This window comes from Streptomyces sp. CC224B (assembly GCF_030010595.1).
Classification (GTDB): domain Bacteria; phylum Actinomycetota; class Actinomycetes; order Streptomycetales; family Streptomycetaceae; genus Streptomyces; species Streptomyces longispororuber.
Map to the genome: position 1 here is coordinate 13410 of NZ_JASCXL010000052.1, position 21766 is coordinate 35175.

Consider the following 21766-nt stretch of genomic DNA (forward strand, 5'->3'; position numbering starts at 1 on the left):
CCGGCACGGCCGCCGCGGGGCGGCTCAGCCGACGTGGTGGTTCCGCCTGAAGAGGTTCGCCGGGTCGTACGTGGCCTTCAGTCCGGCGAGCCTCTTCCGCGTCTCCTCGTCGTACAGCCCCTCGGGGCGGTCCCCGCCGGCGAAGGTGAAGTTCAGCGCCCGGCCGAGGGCGGCCGGCTCCAGCGGCTCCAGCACCCGGGCGTAGAACTCCCGCAGGGCCGTGCGGTCCGTGCCCTCCAGGGGGGACAGGAGCCGCACCAGCCAGGCGGCGTCCCGGTGCGGCACGGCGTTGGCGGTGCGGCCGACGCCACCTGCGGGGCGGGCGAGCGCGCCGCCCAGGTGGTTGAGCTGGACGACGTGCATGTGCCCGGCGCCGGGCCCGGTGAGCGCGAGCAGCCGCTCGAAACCGGGCAGGTCCAGCTCCGCGAGCATCCGGTTGTCGCCGTAGTAGGCGTGCGGGAAGTCCGGGTCGCTGTGGATGGTGTGGCTCTCGGTGTACGGCAGCTCCCGCAGGTCGTCCGAGACGGCGGGCCCGATCGCGCGCAGCGGCGCCACCAGCCGCTCCCCCTCCTCGGCCGGGCCCGTGAAGGCGACGCGTACGGTCACCAGGTACCGGCCCCGCAGGTGCGGCGGGAGCTGCGGCAGGTCCGGGTAGACGAGGGCCGCCACGGAGGAGGTCACCTCGTCGGGCACGGTCGCGGTCCAGGCGGTGTAGGCGCGCAGGACCGCCGCCGGGTCGACCGCGCGGCCGTCGAAGGTGAGCGCTCCGCCGTACAGCCGCGTCACCGGTACGAGGCCGACCTCCAGCGCGGTCACCACGCCGAGGTTGGCGCCGCCGCCGAGCAGGCCCCAGAACAGCTCCGGGTCGCTCGCCGCCGTCACGTGCCGTGCCTGCCCGTCGGCGGTGACCACGTCGAGCGACCGCACGTGGTCGGCCGTGTAGCCGAACTCCCGGGCCAGGATGCCGAGACCGCCGCCCAGCGTGTACGACACCGCGCCGACGCCCGGCGCCGAGCCGTTGAGCGGGGCCAGGCCGTGCTCGGCGGCGGCCGTGACGACCTGTCCCCAGCGGGTGCCCGCGCCGATCCGCGCGGTCCGGGCCGCGGCGTCGATCCGTACGGAGTCCATCCGGCGCGTGGTGATCAGGACGCCGCCCTGGGAGGCGTCCGGCAGCCCGTGCCCGGTGGCCTGGACGCCGACGGGCAGACCGGCCCCGGCCGCGTACCGCACGGCGGCCACGACGTCGTCGGTGTCCGCCGCCGCGAACACGATCTGCGGCCGCTGGGCGAAACCGGTCTGGAATCCGGCGATCTCGTCGTCGTAGCCGTCCTCGCCGGGCCGGAAGGTGCGTCGCTGCTTGGTGAGGTCGGTGAGGTCGGTGCGGTCGGTGGTGTTCACGGGGTGCCTCCGTCGTGCGTGCCGATCTTGCTGACGGGAGGCACTCTGCCGGGAAAACCTGACAGGCGCCGTCAGCTTTTCGCGGGGTGCGCGAAACGCCGACGGCGCCTGTGGGGCGCCCTGGAGGGCGCGTGCCCGGGCCGGGGCCCGGGCGGGGCTCACGCCTTCCGGGGCCGCACCTTCTCGCGGACCAGGGAGAAGCCGAGCACCAGCGCGCCGACGAGGAGCGAGAGCAGCATCTGCTTGCGCCCGGCGTCGTCGTACAGCATGTAGACGATCACGAACGAGATCATCCCGATGGTGACCCAGGTCAGGTACGGGAAGAGCCACATCTTCACGACGAGCTTCTCCGGCTCCTCGCGCAGGATGATCCCGCGCATCCTCAACTGCGTGAAGCAGATGACGAGCCACACGAACAGCGCGACCGCGCCGGACGAGTTGAGCAGGAAGTCGAAGACGGTGTCCGGCCACTGGTAGTTGAACCACACGGCGGCGAAGCCGAAGACGACCGAGCCGAGGATCGCCGTGCGCGGCACGCCGTTGGAGTCGGTGCGCGCGAAGGCCTTCGGCGCGTCCCCGCGCCGGCCGAGCGAGAAGGCCATGCGGGAGGCCGTGTAGAGGCCGGAGTTGAGGCAGGAGAGCACCGCGGTGAGCACGATCACGTTCATCACCTGACCGGCGTGCGGAATGCCGATCGAGTTCAGCGCGGCGACGTACGAGCCGTCCTTGGCGATGGACGGGTCGTTCCAGGGCAGCAGCGTCACGACCACGAAGATCGAGCCGAGGTAGAAGACGCCGATGCGCCAGATGACGCTGTTGGTGGCCTTGGTGACGGCGCGCTGCGGGTCCTCCGACTCACCGGCGGCGAGCGTGACGATCTCCGAGCCCATGAAGGAGAAGACCACCATCAGGACGCCGGTGAGGATGGCGCCCGCGCCCTCCGGCATGAAGCCGCCCGCGTCCGTGAGGTGCGCGAAGCCCTTGCCGGGGTTGTCGGAGCCCGGCAGCAGGCCGAACACCGCGAGCATGCCGATCACGACGAACGCGCCGATCGCCAGGACCTTGATCCCGGCGAACCAGAACTCGAACTCGCCGTACGAGCCGACCGAGACGAGGTTCGTCGCGGTGAGCACCACCATCACGATGAGGGCCCAGCCCCACTGCGGGATCGCCGGTATCCAGCCCTCCAGGATCACGGCGCCGGCGGTGGCCTCCACCGCGAGCACCACGACCCAGAAGAACCAGTACAGCCAGCCGATGGTGAAGCCGGCCCAGCGGCCGAGCGCCTGGTCGGCGTAGGCGGAGAAGGAGCCCGAGGTCGGGCGGGCCGCGGCCATCTCGCCGAGCATCCGCATCACGAGCACGACCATGGTGCCGACGAGGGCGTACGACACGAGGATCGCCGGGCCCGCGGCCTTGATTCCGGACGAGGAGCCGACGAACAGACCCGCACCGATCACGCCACCGATGGCGATCATGGACAGATGGCGGTTCTTGAGACCGGCCTGGAGACCGTCACCGCCGCCGTTCCCGCTCCCCGGCTGGGATTTCACGGGCCCGTCGGGGGTGCTGTCTTCCTTCGCAAGGGACGGTTGCGAGGTCATACGCAGATCCTTTGGTTCACGGGCATGAGCTGTCGCATTCAAGCTCAGGGGCGTACAGGGCGAAAGACCCGTCTCCGGATCGTTGTATTCCGGAGAATGCCGGGTGAACGTCCGATTACTGAGGATGACTGGTTTCCGTCCCTCGGCCGGGATTGGCCTGAACCAATCGGTGCGGGGCCCCCGGCCCCACGGCGGCCACCCGTCACCGCACATGCCACACTCGGACCCATGCGCGTGTACCTCGGCTCCGATCATGCCGGTTACGAACTCAAGAACCACCTCGTCGAGTGGCTCACGGCCCACGGCCACGAGCCCGTCGACTGCGGGCCCCACATCTACGACGCCCAGGACGACTACCCGCCGTTCTGCCTCCGCGCCGCGGAGCGCACGGCCGCGGACCCCGACTCCCTCGGCATCGTCATCGGCGGCTCCGGCAACGGGGAGCAGATCGCCGCGAACAAGGTGAAGGGCGTGCGTGCGGCGCTCGCCTGGAGCGAGCAGACGGCGGCGCTCGGGCGCGAGCACAACGACGCGAACGTGCTCTCCATCGGCGGGCGGATGCACACCGTGGACGAGGCCACGAAGTTCGTCGAGATCTTCCTGGCGACGCCGTACTCCGGTGAGGAGCGGCACACCCGCCGCATCAAGATGCTGGCGCGCTACGAGACCTCGGGGGAGCTGCCCCCCATCCCCCCGCACCACCCGCAGGCCTGACCCACGCGGGGCGCCCCTTTCCCCCTCATTGGCGCTGCGCGCCTCGTCCTCAAACGCCGGACGGGCTGGATCTTCGCCGAGCCGGAGAGTTTCAGCCCGTCCGGCGTTTGAGGACGAGGCCGAAGGCCGATCAAGCGGGGTGCCAGGGGCGGCAGCCCCTGGTTTCGGGAAAGGGGCGGGACCGGGGCGCACCCGCGAGGGCACCGACAGGAGGAACACCGTGCCGGAAGGGCACACCATTCACCGCCTCGCGGCCGACCACCGCGAGCGGTTCGAGGGGCGGAGGGTGCGGGCCACGAGCCCGCAGGGCAAGTTCTCCGACAGCGCGGCCCTGGTGGACGGCCACCCCCTCACCACCGCGGAGGCCCACGGCAAGCACCTCTTCCTCGGCTTCGCCGAAACCGGGTGGATCCACATCCACCTGGGCCTCTTCGGCAAGTACACCCTCGGCGACACCCCCGCCCCGCCGCCCACGGACACCGTCCGCCTGCGCCTGGCGAACGACACCCACTACAGCGACCTCCGCGGCCCCACCACCTGCGCCCTGATCACCGACGGCGAGAAGCGGGACATACACGCCCGCCTCGGCCCGGACCCGCTGCGCCCGCCGGGCGGCGAGAACGACCCGGACAAGGCCTGGCGCCGCGTCTCCCGCAGCCGCACCACGATCGCGGCCCTGCTCATGGACCAGAAGGTCGTCGCGGGCGTCGGCAACGTCTACCGCGCCGAGGTCCTGTTCCGCCACGGCATCGACCCGTACACGCCCGGCAAGGACCTCACGCACCGCCAGTGGAACGCGATCTGGGCCGACCTGGTGGACCTCATGCGCGAGGGCGTGCGCAACAACCGCATCGACACCGTGCGGCCCGAGCACACCCCCGAGGCGATGGGCCGCCCGCCGCGCGTGGACGACCACGGCGGCGAGGTGTACGTGTACCGCAGGGCCCGGATGGCCTGCCACGTCTGCGGCACAGAGATCGCCACCGCCGACCTGGCCGCCCGCAACTTGTTCTGGTGCCCTGGGTGCCAGCAGGGCGCGGCGGCGAACGACGGGTAACCCCGTCCGGCGGGCCGTTCACCCCCTCCGGCGGAGCCGTACAGCCCGTCCGGCGTTTGAGGACGAGCGCGCAGCGCGACACCCCCGGCCGAAGCCCCGCCCAGCCAGAGCCCCGCACAGAGCCCCCGGCTAGAAACCGTGCGGCAGCCAGGGCGCCACCGCCGACCCGAAGGCCAGGCTCGCCTCGGCCAGCGCGCCGGGCCGCAGTTCGCGGACGCGGCCCGCGCGGGCCAGCTCCGCGAGGCGGACGCCGCCGAGGTAGGCCGCGCCCAGGTCCCGTACGGACAGGGCGAGGTCGGCGGGGGCCGACGTGTCGTCCGCGCGCTTGCAGGACGCGCCCTTGGAGTCGCCCGTCAGCCGCCACCGCCCCTCGTTCCAGGGGCAGAAGCCGTCCTCGACGTCCAGGACCAGGTCCACCGGCGCCTGGTACGTACGGGCCTCCAGGGCCTGGCCGACGTCCACCAGGCGGACGTGCAGCGAGTCCCGCACCACGAGCCCGCAGCGGCGCACGTCCGAGGCGAGGTGCAGCAGCGGGTCGTCGACCGGGCGGTTCAGCGTCTCGATCCGCGAGGTGAGGTCGACGTCGAAGAGGAAGCGCCACAGCGCGGCGTACGCGCTCGGCTCCAGCGCCTCCACGGCCCGTACGAGGACCGTGCCCTCGGGCCCCCGCGCGTGCCACTCGGGCTTGACTGCGAAGTGCGCGTACCCGACCACCTCGCCGGAGCGCTCCGCGAGCACGCACTGCAACGGCGAGGCGCCGTTCCGGTCCTGCTCCGGGTCGAGGAGCGGGAGCCGCTCCCAGCCGGGCCGGCGCGCGAGCATCCCCGGACGGGTCGGCACCACGCGCGCGTACACCGCCTCGCAGGCCGTCGCGGCCTCGGCGGGGTCCGCGTACCGCAGCCGCACCTCGTCCGTGCCGTCCGGCACCGTGAGCCGCACCCGCGTCGTGTCGACCGACGCGGTGAGCGACCAGGACGCCGTGCCGTACCCGAACCTGCCGTAGATCACCGGCTCGGACGCCGTCAGGACGGCCAGCGACTCGCCGCGCGCCCGCACGTCGTCCAGCTGCCGCCGCATCATCGCCGTGAGCAGGCCGCGGCGCCGGTGCGTGGCCGCCACGCTGACCATCGTCACGCCCGCCGCGTCCACCAGCGCGCCGCCCGGCACGGACACCCGGAAGCTGAACGCGCCCGCCGTGCCCACGCAGGCGTCCCCCTCCCAGACGCCCAGCGAGCGTTCGAACTCGGTGAGGTCGTTCCACAGCGCGCGCTCCTCGGGGGACTCCGCCAGACCGCCGAAGGCCCGCTCCAGCGTTCCGAACCACCGGTCCCAGTCGCTCTGGCCCAACTCCCGTAATTCTGCTGTCATATGCCATGCCTACCAGGGCTCCATGGGCGCGGCGAACCGTTTTCCGCGGACCGGAACGCGCGTGGGGACGCTGGGTGCGGTGATACGGGCGAGGTGCCCCTGAAGGGGGACAAGAGGTACCTCCCGTGCGAAGCGCCTGGCCCGGTGGATAGGGTCCACGAGCAATGGCGGTACGACGAGACAGGCGTGAGCGGCGGTCCCCGCGTGAGCGGCGCGCCGCAGCCGAGACGTTCCCGGCCCGGATGAAGAAGCGGCTGCACCGGGCCCGTATAGGGCTGCGCAAATCCGGGGTCGACTACTTCCGCGGCGACGGCTCCGACTGGGTGGCGCTCGCCGCGCTGCTGTTGACCGTCCCGGTCATCACCGTGTGCACGATCGTCAACCCGGTGTGGTTCGCCCCGGCCGCGCTCGTCCTGCCGATCGTCGCGGGCGGGCTGCTGCTGAGACCCTCCAGCCTGCTCGGCCTGTACGCCGCCTCGGCGGCCGCCCTCATCGTGGAGTCCGCCCGGCTCGGCCCGTACACCCAGGGCCCGGCCCGGGTCACCCCCGGCACCGTCCTGACCGTCGCCGCCTGCGGCTTCTTCGGCCTGCTCATCGCCCAGTTCCGCAGCCGGGTCGGCGTGCCCTGGCGCGGCGGCGGCACCATGCTCTTCGACCTGCGCGAACGCATCCGCGTACAGAGCAAGCTGCCGAAGCTGCCGCGCGGCTGGCACCGCGAGATGGCCCTGCGGCCGGCCGGGGGCCAGTCCTTCTCCGGCGACTTCGTGGTCGCCGCCCGCACCAACGGGGGCCGCACGCTGGAGGTCGTCCTGACGGACGTCTCCGGCAAGGGCATGGACGCCGGGTCGCGGGCCCTGCTCCTGTCCGGCGCCTTCGGCGGCCTGCTCGGCTCGCTGCCGCCGCACGCCTTCCTGCCCGCGGCCAACGGCTACCTCCTGCGCCAGGACTGGGACGAGGGCTTCGCCACCTCCATCCACCTCGTCCTCGACCTGGAGACCGGCGACTACGAACTCCTCTCCGCGGGCCACCTGCCCGCGCTCCAGCTGAGCGCGGGCACCGGCCGCTGGGAGGAGAAGTCCGCCGACGGGCCCCTCCTGGGCGTCTTCGACGGCGCCCAGTTCGACCCCGTCAAGGGCTCGTTGCGCCCCGGCGACGTCCTCATGCTCTTCACCGACGGCATCGTCGAGGCCGCCGACCGCGACATCGCCGAGGGCATCGACCGCCTCACCGGTGAGGCCGACCGGTACGTGGCCGGGGGCTTCCACGGGGCCGCGTGGCACCTCATCGAGGCGGTGGCGAAGGACGTGAACGATGACAGGGCGTTGTTGTTGATCTGCCGCGAGGCCTGACCTGGCCCCTGGGCCCTGACCGGTCACTCCCTCCCACCCCCCCACCCGCTCAACCCCGGCACCCCGCCCGGCCCCGACCTGGCGGCTTCCCCCACCGCCGTCGGCTGCCCCCTACCCACCCGCCCGCCCGTACAGCCCCGGCACCCCGCCCGGCCCCGACCTGGCGGCTTCCCCCACCGCCGTCGGCTGCCGCCCTACCCACCCGCCCACCCGCACGGCCCCGGCACCCCGCCCGGCCCCGACCTGGCGGCTTGCACCGCCGTTGTTGGCTGCCCGCTGCCCGCTGCCCGCTGCCCGCTGCCGGCTGCCCGCCCGCCCGTACGGCCCCGGCGTCCCGCTCCGGCCGCGGCTTGGCGGCTTCCTCCGGCGTCGTTGTCCGCCCGGTACTCGCCCCCCACCCGCACAGCTCCGGTGCCCTGCCCCTGCCCGGTCTGGCGGCTGTACCGCCATCGTTGGTTGTTCGCTGCCCACCCGCCCACCCGTACGGTCTTGGTGCCCTGCCCCGGCCCCGGCCTGGCGGCTTGCCTCGCCGTTGTCGGCTGTCTGCTGCCCACCCGCACGGCCCCGACCCCGACCTGCTGGCTCGCTCTGGCGTTGTCGGCTCTCTGCTACGCGCCTGCCCATACGGCCCTGGCGGCTTGTCCCAGCCCCGGCCTGGCCGCTTGCATCCCTGTCGTCGGTCGTCCGTCCTCCCATGACGCCACACTCACCAGCAGGGCCCCGGCCTAGCGGCTTCGCCGTCGTCGGCCGCTCGCAACTCACCCGCCCACCCGCACAGCCCCGGCTGCCTGGTCGGGCTCCGACCTGGCGGCTTCCCCTCGCCACGGTTGGCCGCCCGCAACTCACCCACCCACCCGCACAACCCCGGCAACCCGTCCCGGCAGCCACCCCCGAGCCATCAGCCCCCCCCGCAGCACCACACCCCCCGGCCCACCCCCGGCACCTGGCGGCTCGTGCTGCTGGGGCTCGCTTCTGCTGCGCACCGCTTCGTGGTGCTTCGTCTCCGTCGCGGGTCCCTGCCTCAGGGGCGGGTGGGCGGGGGAGAGGTCAGCCCCTCCGGCGTTGAGGACCAGGTGCGGGCGGGGGGCCGTGTGGGGCGGGTGGGGGAAACCCCACCTCCGATCCGCCGGGTCGCCTCATGGCTCGCGGCAGGGCCGGATCCGTACGTTCGATGCATCGAGCACGCACAGGACGACGGAAGGACAGCAGGCCATGGGGCTGCGCAGGAAGAAGCACCGGGGCGAGCAGGCACCCGGGCCCGGTGGGGCGGCCTCCGCCTGGGCGGTGGAGCTGCGCGGCGTCCGTCGGCAGTACGGCCGGGGCGCCCGCGCGGTGCACGCCCTGCGCGGCATCGACCTCGCCCTGCCCCGCGGCAGCTTCACCGCCGTGATGGGCCCCTCCGGCTCCGGCAAGTCCACGTTCCTGCAGTGCGCGGCCGGCCTGGACCGGCCCACGGAGGGCACGGTCCACCTCGGCGGCACCGACATCACCGGCATGAGCGAGAACAAGCTCACCGCCCTGCGCCGCACCCGCCTCGGCTTCGTCTTCCAGGCCTTCAACCTGCTGCCCTCGCTCACCGTCGAGCAGAACGTGCTGCTCCCGATGCGGCTCGCGGGCCACCGGCCCGACCGCCGCAAGGCCGCCGACGTGCTGGCCCGCGTGGGCCTCGGCGACAAGGGCAGGCGCCGCCCCGGTCAGCTCTCCGGCGGCCAGCAGCAGCGCGTCGCCATCGCCCGCGCCCTGGTCACGGACCCGGACGTGGTGTTCGCCGACGAGCCGACGGGGGCCCTGGACACCACCACGGCCGCGGAGGTCCTCGGCCTGCTGCGCGGGGCCGTGGACACCATGGGCGCCACCGTGGTGATGGTCACCCACGACCCGGGCGCCGCCGCCTACGCGGACCGCACCCTGTTCCTCGCCGACGGCGCGATCGTCGACCGGCTGGAGCGCGCCCCGGCCGCGCACATCGCGGAGCGGCTGACGGCGCTCACCGCACCCGCGCCCGCACCCGCGTACACGGAAGCGGCCGCGGCATGAGCTACGTACCCAACGGCCTCGCCCGCGCGGCCGTCCGCTTCAAGCCCGCCGCGTTCGTGGGCACGTTCGTGGCGCTGATGATGGCGTCGCTGATCGTGTCCGCGTGCGGCATCCTCCTGGAGACGGGCCTGCGCGCCTCCGTGCCGCCCGAGCGCTACGCGGGCGCCCCCGTCGTGGCCGCCGCCGACCAGCGCATCCACTACGGCAGCGGCGACAGCGCGTCCACCGCGCCGGTCCCGGACCGGGCCCGCCTCGACGCCTCCCTGGTCGCGAAGGCGGGCGCGGTGCCCGGCGCCCGCGAGGCCGTCGCGGACGTCACCTTCCCCGTCACGCGCCCGGCCGAGGGCGGCCCCGAGGCGCTGACCGCGCACGGCTGGGGCTCCACCGCCTTCACCGGCGAGAAGCTCACGGCGGGCCGCGCGCCCGCCGCCGACGAGGTTGTCCTGGGCGGCACGGACGCCCGCGTCGGCGACCGCCTCACGCTCACCACCGCCGCCGGGCCGAAGCACGTCCGCGTCTCCGGCACCGTCGGCGGGACGGGCGGGCCCACCGTCTGGTTCACCGACGCCGAGGCGGTCCGCGCCTCCGGGCACCCGGGCCGGGTCGACGCGATCGCGGTCCTGCCCGCGGACGGCGTGAGGGACGGCGTGCTCGCCTCGCGGGTCGCCGACGCGCTCGGCGACAAGGCCGAGGTGCACACGGGCGACGACCGCGGCGGCGCCGAGGACCCCTCGCTCACCGAGGCCGAGGAACTCCTCACCGGCCTCGGCGGCTCCTTCGGCGGCATCGCCGCCATGGTCGCCGTGTTCACCGCGGCCGGCACCGTCGCGCTCTCCGTCGGCCAGCGCGCCCGCGAGTTCGCGCTGCTGCGCGCCATCGGTACGACGCCGCGCCAGGTGCGCCGCACCATCGCCACCGAGACCCTGCTCGTCGCCCCGCTCGCGGGCGTCGTCGGCTGCCTGCCGGGCATCGCCCTGGCGAGCTGGTGGTTCGGTCAGCTCAAGGACCGGGGCGCCGTACCGGAAGCCGTCGACCTGGTCGTCTCCTGGCTGCCGCTCCTGGTCGCGGCCGCCACCGCCGTCGTCACCGCGCTGGCCGCCGGGTACCTGGCCGCCCGCCGCCCCTCCCGCATCAAGCCCGGCCAGGCCCTCAGCGAGGCCTCCGTGGAACGGCTGCCCGTGGGCTGGATCCGTACCCCGCTCGGGGTCGGCGCGGTCGTCGGCGGCATCGTCCTGTCCCGGGTCGCCGCCACCACGACCGGGGAGGACGCGGCCAACGCGGCGCTCGGCGTGGTCATGCTGTTCATGCTGGCGGTGGCCCTGCTCGGCCCGCTGGTGGCCCGTGGCTGCGCGGCCCTCTTCGGCCTGCCACTGCGCGGAGCCGGCGCCTCCGCCTCCCTCGCGGCGGCCAACTCCCGTACGAACGCCCGCAGGCTGGCCTCCGCGATCACCCCGATCGTCCTGGCCATGGCCTTCGCCTCCACGCTCGTCTTCATGCACACCAGCGAGGAGAAGGTGGCGGCGGACCAGCAGCGCGACGGCATCACGGCCGACCACATCGTGTCGTCCCCGGCCGGTTTCGGCCCGTCCGCCGTCCGCGAGGCGGCCCGGACGCCCGACGTCACGGCGGCCGTCGGCCTGCTGAAGACGTCCGTGCTCCTGCCCATGGGCTCCGGCGGCGACCGCTGGCTCCAGTCCGCGACCGCACAGGGCGTCACCGGCACGGCCTCGGACCTCGCCCGGGTGCAGGACCTCAAGGTGAAGACCGGCGAACTGGCCCTCGGTGAGGGGCAGATCGCCGTCGACGCCACCCTCGCCGCCTCCGCGCACCTGAAGACCGGCGACCGCGTCGAGATGCGCCTGCCCGACGGTACGAGGACACGGCCGACGGTCGTGGCGACGTACGAGCGCGGCCTCGGCCTGTCCCAGATCACGCTGCCCGCGTCCGCCGTACGGCAGCACGTCTCGGCCGCGCTCGACACGGAGATCTGGACCAAGGGCGGCACGGCCGCCGCGCTCGCGCCCCTCGGCACGGTCCACGACCGGGACGGCTACACCACCGCCCAGTCCCTCGACCGGAAGGTCAACGCCTGGGCCAACGGCGTCATGGCGGCCGTTCTCGGGAGCTTCGCGGCCGTCGCCGCCGCCAACACCCTGGTGATGACGGTCCTCGACCGGCGCCGGGAGCTGGGCACCCTGCGCCTGATCGGCTCCACCCGCCGCCAGGTGATGCGCATGATCCGCTGGGAGGCCCTCCTCGTCACCGGCGCGGGCGTCGTCATCGGCACGGCCATCGCCCTGGCCACCCTCGTCCCCATGATGCGGGGCCTCACCGGCGAGTCCCCGTACATCCCGCCCCACCTCTACGCGGCTTTCGCAGGCACAGCCCTCCTCCTGGGCCTCCTCTCCACCACCCTCCCGGCCCGGGCGGCCCTGAAGGCACCGGCTTCGTAGGGGCGGGAACGGCAGGGCGAAACGGCAGGGGTGGACACAGCCCCAGGTGCCGAGGTGTGCGCCTGGGGCTGTCCGGAAGGGGGCCTGGCCCCAGGGCGGCCCTACCGCCCGGGCGCACCCGCCCGCTCGCGGGCGAGCTCCGCCGCGTCTCGCCGGAAAGCCCACTCCATCCGAGGCTCCATGGCGAACCGGAACACCCGCCGCACCGGCGGCGTACACAGCACCGTGACCACCACCGCCGCCACCAGGGACACGAACACCTCGCCCACGGGCCGGTGCAGCCACGCGTAGTCGTCGAACCAGCCCCAGAACCGGGACCCCTTCGCGAGGAACCCGTGCAGCAGGTACCCGTACAGGGTCCCCGCGCCAAGGACGGTGAACCACGTCGTGCGCCGCGGCACCCACGCGAAGAAGCACGCGGTGAGCAGCACCGAGCAGCCGAAGAGCGCCAGCGTCATCACGACGCCGATCCACCAGGGCACACCCAGCTCCTGGGCGCTCTCGCGCCGGTAGAACCAGACGGACGTCATCCGCGGCGCCGCCCAGTACGCGAGCGCGACCGCGCAGGCGAACACCGGCACCGCGAGGAGGCGCACCTCGCGCCGCCGTACGAGCTGGAAGTGCTCGGGCTTGAGGAACAGGCCGAGGACGAAGAACGGCAGGAACTGCAGGACCCGTTGGAGGTCCAGGTCGTCACCGATGTCGGGGGAGGTGACGGCCAGCACGGCCACGCACAGCGCGAGCGGCACGGGCCGGCGGACGGTCTTCCACAGCGGCACCGTCACCCGCCACACGAACAGGGCGATCAGGAACCAGGTCAGGTACCAGGGGTCGAGCAGGCTGATCGGGTGCGACGGGTCGTCGTCCGCCCAGCGCTTGAAGAAGGTGTAGGCGACCTCGAAGACGATGTACGGCACGGCGACGCCGGTCACCAGGCGCTTGAGCCGGTCGGGCCGCATGTCGAAACTGCGGGAGAAATAGCCGGAGATGAGGATGAAGGCCGGCATGTGGAACGTGTACACGGTCATGTACAGCGCTTCGGCGGTGCGGCTGTGATCGGTCAGCGGCTCCCAGGCGTGCCCCAGGGCGACGAGCACGATCGCCAGGTACTTGGCGTTGTCGAAGAACGCGTCGCGCTGGTTGCCGGGGCGGCTCGCGGGGCCGGAGTTGGGGCGTCCGGCGGGAGCGACCGGGTGCGGGGCGTGGGGGGCGGGCGGGGGTACCGCGTGTCGGGGGGAGTGGGGCAGGCGCGGGCCGGGTGGCGTGGCGGGTGCTTCCTGGCCGGGGGGCAGTGGCGCCCGGTGCCGGCCGTGCGGTTGCACGGAGTGCGTCACAGGCCCTCCCACCCTGAACTCGGTGAGACGGTCCGGGACCGCACGGCGCCTGCGGGGGTCATGGCAGCGTGGGACATCTGGGGCACCCTAGCGTCGGGCCGGTCTTCCCGTAAAACGCTGGTCTCATTCGTCCTCTCAATAGCGCGGCGCGGCACGACATTACGTCGGGGCGGGTCCCGGCAACGCATCCGGTGAGTACGGCTGTTTCTCGCGTGCCACCGGCCTGTCGGTGCGCCGGATTCCCGTATTCGCGCCGCGTCTACCCCGTCGACCGGCCGGATAACTGTCCGAAACGTCATAGCTCGTACCGCTTAAATCGTGCATAACGCCCGGGGGCGACTCCGGTGAAATGTCCGCTTGATCGGTGCCTGGTGGTTATGAACCTTCCGGCCGATGTGTTCTCCGCGTCCCCGCGAATTCCTGTGAACCGCTTGTGCGGATAACGCGATGCAAAGGTGAGGGAACGATGTCTGGCCATGGAAACGATCACGTCGAATTCGCCCGCGAGGGGAACCGTCGAATTGTCGTGCGGATGTCCGCGGCGGTCCCGCGGCGCCCGCGCCGGACGCCTCCCGGCGCGTCCGGGACGGGTGCGTCACTGGTCAAGCCATGGCCGACGATGTGTCACCGGCCGCATAGCGCGGCCCTGTTGGTGGCACGATGGTTCCTGGCGGGGGAGTGCGGGGCCGTACCCCCCGGGCGGGAGAGCGACCGACCTAGGGTGTGATCAGTGTGGCCATTTCGCTGTCAGTGGTACTGCTGTTGGCGATCGTCCTTGTCATGATGGTGCGTCAGGGGAACATCAAGGTCTGGCCCGCCATCGTCGCCGCGACATTCGGCTTCACCCTCGCTTCGACGGGAATGGCCGACGACATCCAGGAGCTCCTCAACTCCTTGGCGGAGACCATCGGCGACATACAGTTCTGATCCGGACGTACCAGCGGTGATCGGGCGTCCGGCCGCCCGTCACGGCAGCGGTGGGAGGCGGGGGCGCGGTGCCGTTGCGGGAAACCGATCCGGAGGTGGTGGGCGGCTATCCCGTCGAGGACCGCCTCGGTTCGGGAGGGATGGGTGTCGTGTATCTCGCGCGCTCCCCGTCCGGGCGGCGCCTCGCGGTCAAGGTCGTGCACCCGCAGTATGCCGACGACCCGGAATTCCGCACCCGATTCCGCCGCGAGGTGGCGGCCGCCCGGCAGGTGAGCGGCGCGTTCACGGCCCCCGTCGTGGACGCCGACGCCGACGCCCCGAGCCCGTGGATGGCCACGCTGTACATCCCGGGCGAGGACCTGGGCGCGTACGTACGCCGCCACGGCCCGCTGCCCGCGGACCGGCTCCCGGAACTCGCCGCGGGCCTCGCCGAGGCCCTGCGCGACATCCACCGCGCCGGCGTGGTCCACCGCGACCTGAAACCGGCCAACGTGATGCTGGCCGAGGACGGCCCCCGCGTCATCGACTTCGGCGTGTCCCGCGCCGCCGAAACCCCGGTCGGCGACCCCCTCACCCAGACCGGCCGCGTCATGGGCACCCCGCCCTACATGTCGCCCGAGCAGCTCACCGCCCCGCGCGACGTGGGCCCCGCCTCCGACGTCTTCTCCCTCGGCTCGGTCCTGGTCCACGCGGCCACCGGCCGCGGCCCCTTCGACGACGCCTCCCCGTACGAGACGGCCACGCGCGTCGTGAAGGAGGACCCCGACCTCACCGGCGTGCCGGACGCGCTGCGCCCCTTCGTCGCCCGGTGCCTCGCCAAGCGCCCCGAGGACCGCCCCACCCCTGACGCCCTCCTGGCGCTGCTGCGCGGCGAGCCCCTGCCGCCCCCCGCCCGGCCCGCCGACGCCGGGCCCCCGCCCGCCGCCCGGCCGCGCCGCCGGCGCTTCGCGCTCGCCGGGACGGCCGCCGCGGTGGTCCTCGCCGCGGCGGCGGTGCTCGCCCCCCTGCCCGCGTCCGACGGCTCCCCGCCCGGCGACCTGCCCGCGGGATGGCGGGCCTGGCAGTCCAGGGACATGGACGACAGGGGCGAGGCCGGCGGCCTGTTCACCCGCTGCGCCGTCGCCGCGGGCGGCCTCCTCTGCGCGGGCGACGACGTCAAGGCCGCGCGGTTCTCGCTGGCCACGGGCGCGTTCCGGTGGAGCAGGCCGGTGGACGAGGACCTCACCGCGGCCGACGACTGGGGCAACGTGGAGGGACACGTCATCGGGGTGTCCGGCGGCCGCGCCTTCGTCTACCGCAACGACCAGACCGAGCGGGGCGACACCCGGATCGAGAACTACGCGATCGAGGCCCTGGACGCCCGCACCGGCCGCGCGCTGTGGGCCGTCCCCGCCCAGCGCGGCGAGCACGCGTCCGCCCCGTCCCCCGACGCGGAGAGCGGCGGCGCCGTCCTGACGTCCGCCGGTGTCCTCGCCGCCGTCGGCGCCGACGGCGACGCGTACGCGCTGCTGGGCGCGGCCGACGGCGACGCCCGCTGGCGGCACCGGTTCCCCGTCGCGGACTGCCGGGTCCGCGCCGCCGCCGGACAGGGGTACGTGATCTGTCCGGCCGGAGACGGGCGCGTCCGCGTCAGCCGCCTCGACCTGACCTCCGGCCGGCCGGGCTGGACGGCGACCCTGCGGGCGGGACCGGACCTCCTGGGCGTCAGCGGCGGACACCTGCTGTTCGCCGACACCACCCGGGAGGAACAGTCCCACCACCGGATCGTCGCCCTCGACCCGGTCACCCGCCGCGCGCGGGCCGTCCCCTTCGAACACCCGCAGCGGAGCGAGGCGAGGGTCACGCTCAGCCGGGGCACCCTCTACTTCACCCACACCAACGGCGTCGTCCGTGCCGTCGACCCCCGCACCGGCCGCCTGACCTGGGACGTGAACTCCACCGTGGAGTCCCCGGGCCCGCCGCTCGCCTCCGCGTCCCACGTCTACGTCGCCTCCCCGAGCGGCCGGCTCGCCGCCCTGGACCGCGGCACGGGCGCGGTGGACTGGACCCGCGCCGCCCCCGACAGCTACGGCGAGACGCCCTCGGTCGCCTCCGAGACCGGCGCCGCGCTGACGCTCGCGGGCGACGCCCTCTACGTCCCGTACGGCGTCCGCGCGGTCTACAGCGTCGACGTACGCCACCCGTGAGCCGGTCGGTACCGGGACGCGGAAAAGCCTCCGGCCCGGTACGCGGAGACGGGCTCCACGTACCGGGCCGGAGGCCACGGAGCGGGCGACGGGAATCGAACCCGCGTAGCTAGTTTGGAAGACTAGGGCTCTACCATTGAGCTACGCCCGCAGCGGCTCACGCGGCGACCCGCAGGTCAGCGTGCGCGGCACGGCAAGCATCGTAGCGGGTCCGCGCGCCCGCCCGCACACCCCCTCCGCCCGCCCCGTTAATGCGGGGGCCGGGCGCCCTGCGGGCATGTACCCTACGTCTCGCACCGACGGGGTGTGGCGCAGCTTGGTAGCGCGTCCGCTTTGGGAGCGGAAGGCCGTGGGTTCAAATCCCGCCACCCCGACCAGCGGGATCTCTCCGGTCCGGCGGCCGGTTCCCCGGCCGGGGAACCCCTCTCGCACGCCCCGCGGTCCGTCTTCGAAGATCGCATTGTGGCTCGGCTCCCGCGTGCCGTTACTATGCAAGCTGTGTGCCCGTGTGTCTCTCGACCGGGCAGAATCCAAGCAGTCAGCCCACCAAGGAGACCGAACCGTGAAGAGCGCCGTGGAGACCCTGAACCCGACTCGGGTTCGGCTCACTGTCGAGGTGCCCTTCGAGGAGCTCAAGGACAGCCTCGACGCGGCGTACAAGAAGATCAACCAGCAGGTCACGGTGAAGGGCTTCCGCAAGGGCAAGGTGCCGGCGCGCGTCATCGACCAGCGGTTCGGCCGCGGCGCCGTGCTGGAGGAGGCCGTCAACGACGCCCTTCCGAAGTTCTACACGGAGGCGGTCAACGAGGCCGAGCTGAACGTCCTCGGCCAGCCCGAGGTCGACATCACCGAGCTCAAGGACAACGAGACCCTCAACTTCACCGCCGAGGTCGACGTCCGCCCGGCCATCGAGATCCCGGACTACTCCGGCATCGAGGTCGAGGTCGACGCCGTCGAGGTGTCCGACGAGGACGTCGACAAGGCCGTGGAGGACCTGCGCAACCGCTTCGCGTCCACCTCGCCGGTCGAGCGCGCCGCCGAGGACGGCGACGTCGTGACCGTCGACCTGGAGGCCAAGGTCGACGGCGAGGTCCTCGCCGACGGCGTCGCCAGCGGCGTCTCGTACACCATCGGCTCCGGCGAGCTGCTCGACGGCATCGACGACGCCGTGAAGGGCCTGGAGGCCGGTGGCGAGGCCACCTTCACCTCCGAGCTCAAGGGCGGCTCCGCCGCGGGCAAGGAGGCCGAGGTCACCGTCAAGGTCACCCAGGTCGCCAAGCGTGAACTGCCGGAGCTGGACGACGACTTCGCGCAGCTCGCCTCCGAGTTCGACACCCTGGACGAGCTGAAGGCCGACAGCCGCAAGCGCCTGGAGTCGGCCCGCCAGTTCGACCAGGCCACCCAGGCCCAGGAGCGCGTCCTGGAGAAGCTCCTGGAGCTCGTCGAGGTGCCGGTCCCCGAGAAGCTGCTCGAGGACGAGATCCGCACCCGCAAGCACAACCTGGAGCACCACCAGCTCGGCCAGATGGGCCTCGACCTCGCGAAGTACCTGGAGATCCAGGGCAAGACCGAGGAGGAGTTCGACGCCGAGACCCGCGAGCAGGCGGTCAAGGGCATCAAGACCCAGTTCGTCCTCGACGAGCTGGTCAACAAGGAGAAGCTGAACGTCAACCAGGAGGAGCTCACCGAGCACCTCATGCGGCGCGCGCAGTCCTCCGGCATGAGCCCCGACCAGTTCGCCCAGGCCGTCGTCGAGGGCGGCCAGGTGCCGATGCTCGTCGGCGAGGTCGCCCGCGGCAAGGCGCTCGCGGTGGTCGTCGAGGCCGCCACGGTCAAGGACACCAACGGCGAGGTCATCGACCTCGACGACGAGGACGAGGCCGCCGAGGCCGCCGACTCCGCCGAGGGTGAGCAGGGCGAGGCCGCCTCCGCCGAGGCCGCCGACAAGGCGGACGAGGGCAAGTCGGACGCCTGATCCTCCACTGCTGTAAGCGCTGGGCCCCCGGGACACACGTCCCGGGGGCCCAGCGCTCTGTTCCGGCGTCCTGAGCCCCGTCAGGGGCGCGGGGAACTGCGCGACTAGCCACGGCGTCTCCGCGGCCGCCCACGGCGCGGCATCGGGCAGACGCGTCTGCCGGGCCCCGCGCCCCCGTCGGGGGCGCTACCTGCGCTCACAGCGAACAGTTGGCCTTGCGGGATTCCCCGGCGGGGGCCGCGCGTTAGGGTCCATGAGTACGGGGGCAGTGGAGTCGTTGCCCTCAGAACGAAGATGCTGAGACGGCCGGTGCCGTCAGAGACGAGCAGGTGGATACGTGACGAATCTGATGCCCAAAGCAGCCGGTGAGCCGTCCATCGGTGGTGGCCTCGGCGACCATGTGTACAACCGGCTGCTCGGCGAGCGCATCGTCTTCCTCGGCCAGCAGGTCGACGACGACATCGCGAACAAGATCACGGCGCAGATGCTCCTCCTCGCGGCCGACCCGACGAAGGACATCTACCTCTACATCAACAGCCCCGGCGGCTCGGTGACCGCCGGCATGGCGATCTACGACACCATGCAGTACATCCCGAACGACGTGGTCACCATCGGCATGGGCATGGCCGCCTCCATGGGCCAGTTCCTGCTGACCGGCGGCACCGCCGGCAAGCGCTTCGCCCTGCCGCACACGGACATCCTGATGCACCAGGGCTCCGCCGGTATCGGCGGTACGGCCTCGGACGTCAAGATCCAGGCCGAGTACCTGCTGCGGACCAAGCGGCGCATGGCCGAGATCACCGCCCGCCACTCCGGCCAGACGGTCGAGACGATCATCCGCGACGGCGACCGCGACCGCTGGTTCACCACCGAGGAGGCCAAGGAGTACGGCCTCATCGACGAGATCATCAGCGCCGCTTCCGGTGTTCCGGGCGGCGGCGGCACGGGGGCCTGAGAAGGCGTCCCAGAGGGCCCGTGGAGGCCCTCGACCGGGGCCGCGCCCGCCACCAGGGACCGCCCCAGCCGATCAAGCCCACGCTCATCACCAGGACGGAACACCTCAGATGAACAGCTTCCCCGCCAGCGGCCAGGCCGCGGGCCTGCACACCGGCCCCCAGGTGGACAACCGTTACGTGATCCCGCGCTTCGTCGAGCGCACCTCGCAGGGCGTGCGCGAGTACGACCCGTACGCGAAGCTCTTCGAGGAGCGCGTGATCTTCCTCGGCGTCCAGATCGACGACGCCTCCGCCAACGACGTCATGGCGCAGCTCCTGTGCCTGGAGTCGATGGACCCCGACCGCGACATCTCGGTCTACATCAACAGCCCGGGCGGCTCGTTCACGGCCCTCACGGCCATCTACGACACGATGCAGTTCGTGAAGCCCGACATCCAGACGGTCTGCATGGGCCAGGCGTCCTCCGCGGCCGCCGTGCTGCTCGCCGCGGGCACCCCCGGCAAGCGCATGGCCCTGCCCAACGCCCGCGTGCTGATCCACCAGCCGTCCGGCGGCACCGGCCGCGAGCAGCTCTCCGACCTGGAGATCGCGGCCAACGAGATCCTGCGCATGCGCTCCCAGCTGGAGGAGATGCTGGCCAAGCACTCCACCACGCCGATCGAGAAGATCCGCGAGGACATCGAGCGCGACAAGATCCTCACCGCCGAGGACGCGCTGGCGTACGGTCTGGTGGACCAGATCATCTCCACCCGCAAGATGAACAACTCCGCGGTCGCCTGATACTCGTCCGGTCACACCGCAGCACCATCTGCCCGCCCCTTGGCACGGTCCGCGCGGCCCGCTCCGGTCCGTGGCGATCTGCGCCGTTTCGTGGTTCTTCGTAGCTCGTTCGTCGTTCGTTCGTCGTTCCGCGTCACAGCGAACCGCGCCAAGGGGGGCCCGAACGGGGGGCCAGGCAAGGTACCGTCGGATACAAGGCACCAGGAGCCGCTGGACCATCGGCGTCTCCCAGGCGAAGGGGAAGCACACCGTGGCACGCATCGGTGACGGCGGCGATCTGCTCAAGTGCTCGTTCTGTGGCAAGAGCCAGAAGCAGGTCAAGAAGCTCATCGCAGGCCCCGGCGTGTACATCTGCGATGAGTGCATCGATCTCTGTAACGAGATCATCGAGGAGGAGCTCGCCGAGACGAGCGAGGTCCGCTGGGAGGAACTACCCAAGCCCCGCGAGATCTACGAGTTCCTCGAGGGGTACGTAGTCGGCCAGGAGCCCGCCAAGAAGGCCCTCTCCGTCGCCGTCTACAACCACTACAAGCGCGTCCAGGCCGGGGAGAACGGCGGCGCGGGAGCCCGTGAGGACGCCATCGAGCTGGCGAAGTCCAACATCCTGCTGCTCGGCCCCACCGGCTCCGGCAAGACGCTGCTCGCCCAGACGCTCGCCCGCATGCTGAACGTCCCCTTCGCCATCGCGGACGCGACGGCCCTCACGGAGGCGGGCTATGTCGGCGAGGACGTGGAGAACATCCTCCTCAAGCTCATCCAGGCCGCCGACTACGACGTCAAGAAGGCCGAGACGGGCATCATCTACATCGACGAGATCGACAAGGTCGCCCGGAAGAGCGAGAACCCGTCGATCACGCGCGACGTGTCGGGCGAGGGCGTCCAGCAGGCCCTGCTGAAGATCCTGGAGGGCACCACGGCCTCGGTCCCGCCGCAGGGCGGCCGCAAGCACCCGCACCAGGAGTTCATCCAGATCGACACGACGAACGTCCTGTTCATCGTGGGCGGCGCCTTCGCCGGCCTGGAGAAGATCATCGAGGCCCGGGCGGGCGCCAAGGGCATCGGCTTCGGCGCCACGATCCGCTCCAAGCGGGAGCTGGAGGAGAAGGACCAGTTCGAGGACATCATGCCGGAGGACCTGGTGAAGTTCGGGATGATCCCGGAGTTCATCGGCCGCCTGCCCGTCATCACCTCGGTCCACAACCTCGACCGCGAGGCGCTGCTCCAGATCCTCGTCGAGCCGCGCAACGCCCTGGTGAAGCAGTACCAGCGCCTGTTCGAACTCGACGGTGTGGAGCTGGACTTCGAGCGCGGCGCCCTGGAGGCCATCGCGGACCAGGCCATCCTGCGCCAGACCGGCGCGCGCGGCCTGCGCGCCATCATGGAGGAGGTCCTCCAGTCGGTGATGTACGAGGTGCCGTCCCGCAAGGACGTGGCCCGCGTCGTCATCACGGCGGACGTCGTCCACTCGAACGTGAACCCGACACTGGTGCCCCGCGAGGTGCGCGGGCCGGGCGCCGGGGAGCAGAAGTCCGCGTAGACCACGCGGCGGTACCTGAACGGCCGAGGGCGCCGGGCGAGACGACTCGCCCGGCGCCCTCGTCGGTGCCGCGGTGACCGACCCCTGGGGG

Annotated in this window: 15 protein-coding genes and 2 tRNA genes; 12 read left to right on the forward strand and 5 right to left on the reverse strand. The window is 72.5% G+C overall.

The annotated features are described in order from the left end of the window. Window positions 1-24: 24 nt before the first annotated feature. Window positions 25-1398 (reverse strand): FAD-binding oxidoreductase, encoded by a 1374-nt coding sequence (locus QK440_RS21190; protein ID WP_282794739.1) that lies wholly within the window; start codon window positions 1396-1398, stop codon window positions 25-27. Between the two features lie 158 nt (window positions 1399-1556). Continuing rightward, on the reverse strand, window positions 1557-3002 hold the full coding sequence (locus QK440_RS21195; protein ID WP_282794740.1) for an amino acid permease: 1446 nt from the start codon (window positions 3000-3002) through the stop codon (window positions 1557-1559). A 228-nt stretch (window positions 3003-3230) separates the two neighbouring features. Between QK440_RS21195 and QK440_RS21200 the strand changes: the two genes are divergently transcribed. Both QK440_RS21200 and QK440_RS21205 read left to right on the forward strand, forming a co-directional pair. After that, window positions 3231-3716, forward strand: a complete 486-nt coding sequence (locus QK440_RS21200; RefSeq protein WP_282794741.1) for a ribose-5-phosphate isomerase — start codon at window positions 3231-3233, stop codon at window positions 3714-3716. A 220-nt stretch (window positions 3717-3936) separates the two neighbouring features. Beyond that, window positions 3937-4773 (forward strand): DNA-formamidopyrimidine glycosylase family protein, encoded by an 837-nt coding sequence (locus tag QK440_RS21205; RefSeq protein WP_282794742.1) that lies wholly within the window; start codon window positions 3937-3939, stop codon window positions 4771-4773. Between the two features lie 129 nt (window positions 4774-4902). On the opposite strand, the gene QK440_RS21210 is transcribed toward QK440_RS21205, so the two are convergent. Next, the gene (locus QK440_RS21210) at window positions 4903-6141 is read right to left on the reverse strand and encodes a GNAT family N-acetyltransferase (protein WP_282794743.1); all 1239 of its coding nucleotides are present in this window, start codon (window positions 6139-6141) and stop codon (window positions 4903-4905) included. 164 nt (window positions 6142-6305) lie between these two features. Here QK440_RS21210 and QK440_RS21215 point away from each other — a divergent pair, with 164 nt between their 5' ends. From QK440_RS21215 to QK440_RS21225, 3 genes are all read left to right on the forward strand, one after another. After that, window positions 6306-7490 (forward strand): PP2C family protein-serine/threonine phosphatase, encoded by a 1185-nt coding sequence (locus QK440_RS21215; RefSeq protein WP_282794744.1) that lies wholly within the window; start codon window positions 6306-6308, stop codon window positions 7488-7490. 1212 nt (window positions 7491-8702) lie between these two features. Then, window positions 8703-9527, forward strand: coding sequence for an ABC transporter ATP-binding protein (locus tag QK440_RS21220; RefSeq protein ID WP_282794745.1), 825 nt, complete (start codon window positions 8703-8705; stop codon window positions 9525-9527). Then, window positions 9524-11980 carry an ABC transporter permease gene (locus QK440_RS21225; protein WP_282794746.1) on the forward strand — a complete coding sequence of 819 codons (2457 nt, stop codon included), beginning with the start codon at window positions 9524-9526 and terminating at the stop codon, window positions 11978-11980. The genes QK440_RS21220 and QK440_RS21225 overlap by 4 nt, the downstream gene beginning before the upstream one ends. A gap of 101 nt (window positions 11981-12081) precedes the next feature. Here the strand turns inward: QK440_RS21225 and QK440_RS21230 are convergent, their stop codons facing one another. Continuing rightward, complete coding sequence (locus tag QK440_RS21230; RefSeq protein ID WP_282794747.1) at window positions 12082-13314, reverse strand: acyltransferase family protein; 1233 nt, start codon at window positions 13312-13314, stop codon at window positions 12082-12084. A 732-nt stretch (window positions 13315-14046) separates the two neighbouring features. On the opposite strand from QK440_RS21230, the gene QK440_RS21235 reads away from it, so the two are divergent. Then, complete coding sequence (locus QK440_RS21235; RefSeq protein ID WP_190139341.1) at window positions 14047-14241, forward strand: hypothetical protein; 195 nt, start codon at window positions 14047-14049, stop codon at window positions 14239-14241. Between the two features lie 68 nt (window positions 14242-14309). Beyond that, the gene (locus QK440_RS21240; RefSeq protein WP_282794748.1) at window positions 14310-16427 is read left to right on the forward strand and encodes a serine/threonine-protein kinase; all 2118 of its coding nucleotides are present in this window, start codon (window positions 14310-14312) and stop codon (window positions 16425-16427) included. Between the two features lie 80 nt (window positions 16428-16507). On the opposite strand, the gene QK440_RS21245 is transcribed toward QK440_RS21240, so the two are convergent. Continuing rightward, window positions 16508-16578 (reverse strand) — tRNA-Gly (locus QK440_RS21245). Between the two features lie 149 nt (window positions 16579-16727). Between QK440_RS21245 and QK440_RS21250 the strand changes: the two genes are divergently transcribed. From QK440_RS21250 to clpX, 5 genes are all read left to right on the forward strand, one after another. Continuing rightward, window positions 16728-16804 (forward strand) — tRNA-Pro (locus QK440_RS21250). A gap of 185 nt (window positions 16805-16989) precedes the next feature. Then, window positions 16990-18402, forward strand: a complete 1413-nt coding sequence (gene tig / locus QK440_RS21255; protein ID WP_282794749.1) for a trigger factor — start codon at window positions 16990-16992, stop codon at window positions 18400-18402. A 349-nt stretch (window positions 18403-18751) separates the two neighbouring features. Further along, window positions 18752-19357 (forward strand): ATP-dependent Clp protease proteolytic subunit, encoded by a 606-nt coding sequence (locus QK440_RS21260; RefSeq protein WP_190138233.1) that lies wholly within the window; start codon window positions 18752-18754, stop codon window positions 19355-19357. A 109-nt stretch (window positions 19358-19466) separates the two neighbouring features. After that, on the forward strand, window positions 19467-20138 hold the full coding sequence (locus QK440_RS21265) for an ATP-dependent Clp protease proteolytic subunit (protein WP_282794750.1): 672 nt from the start codon (window positions 19467-19469) through the stop codon (window positions 20136-20138). 250 nt (window positions 20139-20388) lie between these two features. Beyond that, window positions 20389-21675 (forward strand): ATP-dependent Clp protease ATP-binding subunit ClpX, encoded by a 1287-nt coding sequence (gene clpX, locus QK440_RS21270; RefSeq protein WP_282794751.1) that lies wholly within the window; start codon window positions 20389-20391, stop codon window positions 21673-21675. Window positions 21676-21766: the final 91 nt, after the last annotated feature.